The 6995-nt window shown below is 70.7% G+C and carries 7 protein-coding genes and 1 pseudogene; 6 read left to right on the forward strand and 2 right to left on the reverse strand.

What is annotated here, in order from left to right:
- Nucleotides 1-204: pseudogene (locus tag FGF04_RS40250) on the forward strand (hypothetical protein); the annotation flags it as partial.
- Nucleotides 205-272: 68 nt separating this feature from the next.
- Here the strand turns inward: FGF04_RS40250 and hppD are convergent.
- The gene (gene hppD / locus FGF04_RS28050; protein WP_149514121.1) at nt 273-1418 is read right to left on the reverse strand and encodes a 4-hydroxyphenylpyruvate dioxygenase; all 1146 of its coding nucleotides are present in this window, start codon (nt 1416-1418) and stop codon (nt 273-275) included.
- Between the two features lie 122 nt (nt 1419-1540).
- On the opposite strand from hppD, the gene FGF04_RS28055 reads away from it, so the two are divergent.
- The 5 genes from FGF04_RS28055 to FGF04_RS28075 all read left to right on the forward strand — a co-directional run bounded on the left by FGF04_RS28055 (nt 1541) and on the right by FGF04_RS28075 (nt 5976).
- Entirely contained in the window at nt 1541-2014 is a 474-nt protein-coding gene (locus FGF04_RS28055; protein ID WP_188114282.1) for an Lrp/AsnC family transcriptional regulator, read from the forward strand.
- Nucleotides 2015-2068: 54 nt separating this feature from the next.
- Nucleotides 2069-2716: an ABC transporter permease gene (locus FGF04_RS28060; protein WP_149514122.1), complete on the forward strand. Its 648-nt coding sequence runs from the start codon at nt 2069-2071 to the stop codon at nt 2714-2716.
- Between the two features lie 16 nt (nt 2717-2732).
- Complete coding sequence (locus FGF04_RS28065) at nt 2733-4025, forward strand: betaine/proline/choline family ABC transporter ATP-binding protein (protein WP_149514410.1); 1293 nt, start codon at nt 2733-2735, stop codon at nt 4023-4025.
- Nucleotides 4026-4162: 137 nt separating this feature from the next.
- The gene (locus tag FGF04_RS28070; protein ID WP_149514123.1) at nt 4163-5002 is read left to right on the forward strand and encodes an ABC transporter permease; all 840 of its coding nucleotides are present in this window, start codon (nt 4163-4165) and stop codon (nt 5000-5002) included.
- Complete coding sequence (locus FGF04_RS28075; protein ID WP_149514124.1) at nt 4999-5976, forward strand: glycine betaine ABC transporter substrate-binding protein; 978 nt, start codon at nt 4999-5001, stop codon at nt 5974-5976. The genes FGF04_RS28070 and FGF04_RS28075 overlap by 4 nt, the downstream gene beginning before the upstream one ends.
- Before the next feature lie 46 nt (nt 5977-6022).
- Here FGF04_RS28075 and FGF04_RS28080 read toward each other — a convergent pair whose 3' ends face one another.
- Complete coding sequence (locus tag FGF04_RS28080; protein ID WP_235882533.1) at nt 6023-6760, reverse strand: S16 family serine protease; 738 nt, start codon at nt 6758-6760, stop codon at nt 6023-6025.
- Nucleotides 6761-6995: the final 235 nt, after the last annotated feature.

Raw genomic sequence — 6995 nt, forward strand, 5'->3', positions numbered from 1 at the left:
GATCGGGTGCGTGGGGGTGGGGCGCGGGTCGCTCTGCACGCGTTCCATCGCGGGGTGATCGAGCGGGGCCTGGGGAAGGACGCGGCCGGGCGGCGGCATCTTGAGGAGGCGCTGCGGATCAATCCGGCGTTCTCGCCCGTTCTGGTGCCGGTTGCCCTGCGGGCGCTGGGTGAGTCGGGCGAGCCGGCAGGCGCGTGGCGGTAGGGCCCGCTCCCGCAGTGGATACGGGTGCGGCCCCGCGGTGGGGGCCGCGGGGCCGTGGGCCGTGGGGGTCAGAGGTTGCCGCGGCGTTCCTGCTCTCGTTCGATCGCTTCGAACAGGGCCTTGAAGTTGCCCTTGCCGAAGCCCATCGAGCCGTGGCGTTCGATCATCTCGAAGAAGACGGTCGGACGGTCCTGGACCGGCTTGGTGAAGATCTGGAGCAGGTAGCCGTCCTCGTCGCGGTCGACCAGGATCTTCAGCTCGCGCAGGGTCTCGACGGGGACGCGGGTCTCGCCCGCCCACTCGCCGAGGGTGTCGTAGTAGGAGTCCGGGGTGTCGAGGAACTGGACGCCCGCCGCGCGCATCGTACGGACCGTGTTGACGATGTCGTTGGTGTTCAGGGCGATGTGCTGGACGCCCGCGCCGCCGTAGAACTCCAGGTACTCGTCGATCTGGGACTTCTTCTTGGCGACGGCGGGCTCGTTGATCGGGAACTTGACCTTGAGCGTGCCGTCGGCGACGACCTTCGACATCAGGGCGCTGTACTCGGTCGCGATGTCGTCGCCCACGAACTCCTTCATGTTCGTGAAGCCCATGACCTTGTTGTAGAAGCCGACCCATTCGTTCATCCGGCCCAGCTCGACGTTGCCCACGCAGTGGTCGATGGCCTGGAAGGTGCGCCGGGCGGGCGGTTCGACGATCGGGTCGGCGGCCGCGTAACCGGGCAGGTACGGGCCCTCGTAGCCGGTGCGCTCGACCAGGGTGTGGCGGGTCTTGCCGTACGTGGCGATCGCGGCGAGGACGACCGTGCCGTTCTCGTCCTTGACCTCGTGCGGCTCGGTGAGGGGGCGGGCGCCGTGCTCGACGGCGTAGGCGAACGCGGCGCGGGCGTCCGGGACCTCGATGGCCAGGTCGACGACGCCGTCGCCGTGTTCGGCCACGTGCTCGGTCAGGAAGTGGCCCCAGGGGGTGGCGGGCTTGATGACCGAGGTGAACACGAACCGGGCGGAGCCGTTCTCCAGGACGTAGCTTGCGGTCTCCCGGCTGCCGTTCTCCGGTCCGGAGTACGCGACGAGCTTCATGCCGAAGGCGGTGGAGTAGTAGTGCGCCGCCTGCTTGGCGTTGCCCACGGCGAAGACGACCGCGTCCATTCCCTTGACCGGGAAGGGGTCTGCCTGTCGCGCGGTGTCGGGGGTGTGGTGCGTGGTCTGAGTCATGGCCGCAGGTTCTCGCCGTTTCGCAAGGTGCGCAATAGTTTGCGGAACCGCTGGGCATTGTGCTCAGCGGAAGGACGCTTTCACCGGTCGTTGTGTACAGGATGACCATCTCGGGGGTGCTGGTGGGGATCGATCGACTGGACGGGCGGCTCATCGTGCTGCTGGCCGAGGAGCCGCGGATCGGGGTGCTGGAGATGTCCCGCCGGCTCGGGGTCGCGCGCGGGACCGTGCAGGCGCGGCTGGACCGGCTTCAGTCGAATGGAGTCATCCGGGGGTTCGGGCCCCAGGTGGACCCCGGGGCCCTCGGCTATCCCGTCACCGCGTTCGCGACCCTGGAGATCCGGCAGGGCCAAGGAGGCGACGTACGGGCCCACTTGGCGACCGTGCCGGAGGTGCTGGAGCTGCACACGACGACGGGCGGCGGGGACATGCTGTGCCGGCTGGTGGCCCGGTCCAACGCCGATCTCCAGCGGGTGATCGACCGGGTCGTCGGTTTTGATGGCATCGTCCGGGCCTCCACGGCGATCGTCATGGAGAACCCGGTCCCCCTGCGGATCATCCCGCTGGTGGAGCAGGCGGCACGGGACGACGGATGAGCGGCTGAGCGGCTGAGCGGCTGAGCAGCCGGGACGATCGGGTGAGGTGACGGCGTGAACTTCTGGGACTACCTCGGCAGCCGTCATCAGCAGCTCCTCGCCGACGCCTACCAGCACGCCAGTGCCGTCTTCCAGTGCATGGTCGTCGCGACCCTCCTGGGAGTCCTCATCGGGGTCGTCACCTACCGCAGCGACTGGGCCGGGAACCTGGCCACGACGGCGACCGCGACCCTGCTGACCATCCCCTCGCTCGCCATGATCGGCCTGCTGATCCCGGTCGTGGGGCTCGGTGTGCCGCCCACGGTCATCGCCCTGGTCCTGTACGGGCTGCTGCCGATCGTCCGCAACGCGATCGTCGGGCTGCGCGGGGTCGACCCCGCGCTGGTGGACGCGGCGACCGGGATCGGGATGTCGCGGCTCGCCCGGCTCGCGCGCGTCGAGCTGCCGCTGGCCTGGCCGCCGATCCTGACCGGGATCCGGGTCTCCACGCAGATGCTGATGGGCATCGCCGCCATCGCTGCGTACGCCTCGGGACCCGGGCTCGGCAACGAGATCTTCCGCGGGATCGCCTCGCTGGGCAGCAGGAACGCGCTCAACCAGGTGCTCTCGGGCACGCTCGGGATCATCATCCTCGCGCTGCTGTTCGACGCCGCGTACGTCGTCGTCGGGCGGCTGACCATCCCCAGGGGGATCCGTGTCTGAGACATCCGCGGCTGCGATGCCGACGCCGGCGCCGGACGAGGGGGACGGGGCGCGGGCCGCCACCGGGGCCACCATCCGGCTGGAGAACCTCACCAAGCGGTACCCGGGGAGCTCCGAACCCGCCGTCGACAGCGTCAACATGGAGATCAACGCCGGTGAGCTGGTCGTCTTCGTGGGGCCCTCGGGGTGCGGGAAGTCCACCACCCTGAAGATGATCAACCGGCTGATCGAGCCCTCGGGCGGGCGCATCCGGATCGGCGGCGAGGACGTCACCCACATGGACCCCGTGAAGCTGCGGCGCAAGATCGGGTACGCCATCCAGTCCTCGGGGCTCTTCCCGCACATGACCGTCGCCCAGAACATCGGACTCGTACCGAAGATGGTCGGCTGGTCGAAGGCGCGGACCGCCGAGCGGGTCGAGGAGATGCTGGACCTGGTGGGGCTCGATCCCGGTGAGTTCCACGGGCGCTATCCCCGGCAGCTCTCCGGTGGTCAGCAGCAGCGGGTGGGGGTGGCGCGGGCGCTGGCCGCCGATCCGCCGGTGCTGCTGATGGACGAGCCGTTCGGCGCCGTCGACCCCATCACCCGTGATCATCTGCAGGACGAGCTGATCCGGCTGCAGCACGAGCTGCACAAGACCATCGTCTTCGTCACGCACGACTTCGACGAGGCCATCAAGCTGGGCGACCGGATCGCGGTGCTGCGGGAGCGCTCGCACATCGCGCAGTTCGACACCCCGGAGGCGATCCTCACCAACCCGGCCGACGACTTCGTGTCCGGGTTCGTGGGCGCCGGCGCCGCCCTGAAGCGGCTGAACCTGACCCGCGTGCGGGACGTGGAGATCACCGACTACCCGACGGTGACCGTCGACGACCCGCTGCAGGAGATCTTCAACAGGGTCAGGGCGAGCGGTACGAACGAGATCCTGCTGCTCGACCGGCGAGGGCGCCCCTACAAGTGGCTGCGGCGCGGGGACCTGATGCGCGCCCGGGGCTCGCTGGCCCGGGCGGGCACCCTGGTGAACGACACGGTCACCCGGGACGCGACACTGCGGGACGCGCTGGAGGCCGTGCTCACGGACAACGCGGGGCGGGTCGTGGTGACCGGGCGGCGCGGGGAGTACACCGGCGTGGTGGACATGGAGACGCTGATGAACTCCGTGCACGAGCTGCTGGAGGCCGACCGGCTCGAAGCGATGGAGAACCAGCACGAGCTGGAGGAGGCGCGCGGCGAGCAGACCCGGCAGGCGCAGGAGGGTGTGGGCGGCGCGGCCGGGGGCGCCGGTGGTGGCGGGGAGGAGCGGGCGTGAGCGCCCCCGGTTCCGGCCCCGGCTCCGGCTCCAGTTCCGGCCCCGATCAGGGCCCCGGTCCGGGCACTGGTCCTGGCCCCGGTCCGGGCACTGGTCTTGGCCCCGGCTCCGGAGGGCGTCGGGACGGTGGCGCGGGGGTGCGGCACGTCCGGGCGGGCTCCGAGGACGCCGGGGTCGAGGCCGGGCGGGAGGCCGCGTTCGAGGAGGACCTCGCTCCGGCGACCGCACCGGCGCGGACGCCCCGGTTCGGCTGGCGGAAGCTGACCTTCCTGCCGGCGGTGCTCGTCGTCGGGCTGCTGGTCACCTGGCTCTGGTTCCGGCAGGCGGACCTCGACCCGCTCTCCGAGAACGCGCTCTCGGACGGGCGGGTGGGCAAGGCGTTGCGGCAGCACATCGAGCTGACCGTGATCTCCACCTTCTTCGTGCTGATCATTGCGATCCCGCTGGGGATCCTGCTGACCCGCGGGGCCCTGCGCAGGGCGACCCCGGTGGTGATGACCCTCGCCAACATGGGGCAGGCGACCCCCGCGATCGGGCTGCTGGCCCTGCTGGTGATCTGGCTGGGCATCGGACGCAGGGCGGCGCTGATCGGCATCATCGCGTACGCCGTCCTGCCGGTCCTGTCGAACACGATCGCCGGGCTGAAGGCGAACGACCCGACGCTCCTGGAGGCCGCCCGGGGCATCGGCATGTCACCGCTGGGCGTACTGGGCCGGATCGAGCTCCCCCTCGCCGTACCGCTGATCCTCGCCGGGGTGCGTACCGCGCTCGTCCTGAACGTGGGCACGGCGACGCTCGCCACGTTCGGCGGGGGCGGCGGTCTCGGCGTGCTGATCACGACCGGGATCACCAGCCAGCGGATGCCGGTGCTGGTCCTCGGCTCGATCCTGACCGTCGCGCTGGCGCTGCTGGTCGACTGGCTGGCGTCGCTGGCGGAAGTGCTGCTCGGTCCGCGCGGGCTGGAGGCGGGCACATGAGGCGCCTGACGGGTCCGGTGGCGGCCACGGCCCTGCTGGCCGCGCTGGCCGTGGTCCCCGGATGCGGGCTGACCAGCGGGTCGCCCATGGCCGACGACGTGAGGCCGGGGTCGATCGGGCAGGGGCAGCCGCTCAAGGGCGCCGACCTGACGGTGACCTCCAAGGAGTTCACCGAGCAGCTCGTCCTCGGCGCGATCATGGGCATCGCGTTCCAGGCGGCCGGCGCCGAGGTCCTGGACCGCACGGGCATCCAGGGGTCCGTCGGCTCCCGGGAGGCGGTGCGGAACGGGGACGCGGACGCCGGTTACGAGTACACGGGCACCGCCTGGATCACCTACCTGGGCAACAGCGAGCCCGTCCCGGACCCGAAGAAGCAGTGGGAGGCCGTGCGCGACGCCGACCGCAAGAACGGGCTGACCTGGCTGGCGCCCTCCACGCTGAACAACACGTACGCCCTCGCCATGAACCGCGCCAACTTCAAGAAGTACGGCACGAAGACGCTCTCCGAGGTGGCCGCCCTGTCGAAGTCGGACCCCGGGGCCGTCACGGTCTGCGTGGAGAGCGAGTTCGCCAACCGGGCGGACGGGCTGCCGGGCATGCAGAAGGCGTACGGGATGAAGCTGCCCGGCGGGAACCTCACGCAGATGGACAGCGGGATCATCTACACGCAGGTGCGGAAGGGGAACTGCACCTACGGGGAGGTGTACACCACCGACGGGCGCATCAAGTCCATGGACCTCGTGGTGATGGCGGACGACAGGAAGTTCTTCCCCAACTACAACGCGGCCCCGCAGGTCAACACGGAGACGCTGAAGAAGTATCCGGCGATCGCCGACGTCCTGGCGCCGGTCACGGCACGGCTGGACAACGCCGTGGCGCAGGAGCTGAACGCGAAGGTGGACGTCGACGGCGAGGACCCGCACGCGGTGGCACTGGACTGGATGAAGGCGGAGGGGTTCGTGAAGGAGGGCTGACGGCAGGAAGGCTGACGGTAGGGAGGCTGACGGTGGGAGGGGCCGGCTAGCAGGCGGGGACCTGTCCGCGGCCCTTCTCCAGCGCCACGAGGGAGCCGACCGCGTCCTTCAGGGTCGTCACCGGGATGAGGCGCAGCCCCTTCGGCAGCTCCGTCTCCGCGTCCGAGCACTCCGCCTTCGGGACCAGGAAGACGGTCGCGCCGTCGCGGCGGGCGGCCTGGGTCTTGAGGGCCACTCCCCCGACCGCGCCGACCTTGCCGTCGGCGTCGATCGTCCCCGTACCGGCGATGACGCGCCCGCCCGTGAGGTCGCCGCCGCTGCCGTCGCCGTCCAGCTTGTCGACGATGCCGAGGGAGAACAGCAGGCCCGCGCTCGGCCCGCCCACGTCGGCGAGCTTCAGGGTGACCGTGACGTCTCCGGACTCCTCGCCCAGGTGGTCAAGGGCCGCCTCGACGGCGGTGTCCTGGGACTTCTTCATCTCCTCGGCGTTGTAGTCCTCGATCTCCCGGACGCTGTCCCCGTTCGGGTAGACCGCGTCGCGCGGCATCACCGCGCGGTCCGTACGGAACCAGTCGTCGAGCACGTCGCCCAGGTGCACGCGCGCGTCCGGCCCGGTCGCCTCGATGGTCGTCATCCGCAGCTGCCCGCTCGTCTCACGGGCCTCGGCGCCGGAGATCGTGATCACCGGGTCGCCCTTGTTCTCGCCCAGGACGTCCGCGGTCATCCCCGGCTGCGCGAGCGAGAACGGCAACGGCGCGAACACCGCCACGGCGAGCAGCGCCACGACGGGCAGGGCACAGACCCCGAGGGCCTGCGACCGCGAGAGCCGGAAAGGACGAGAGAAACGAAGGTCCACAGGATCAATCTAACGTGCGAGCACCACCGGACTCCGGGCACGTCCGGGCTTCAAAGGGGCGCGGGGAACTGCGCACCCAGCCCCCACCGACCCGCACCTCCAAACCCCGGCCACACCCGGCGGGCCCCTAAGGGGCGCGGGGAACTGCGCGACAAGCCCCCAC

The organism is Streptomyces apricus (assembly GCF_008369065.1).
Classification (GTDB): Bacteria; Actinomycetota; Actinomycetes; order Streptomycetales; family Streptomycetaceae; genus Streptomyces; species Streptomyces apricus.

Excerpts from the sequence above, each read along its gene's own strand:
- hppD (WP_149514121.1), bottom strand. The coding sequence starts at position 1,418 with ATGACTCAGACCACGCACCACACCCCCGACACCGCGCGACAGGCAGAC.
- FGF04_RS28065 (WP_149514410.1), top strand. The coding sequence starts at position 2,733 with ATGCCGACGCCGGCGCCGGACGAGGGGGACGGGGCGCGGGCCGCCACC.
- FGF04_RS28075 (WP_149514124.1), top strand. The coding sequence starts at position 4,999 with ATGAGGCGCCTGACGGGTCCGGTGGCGGCCACGGCCCTGCTGGCCGCG.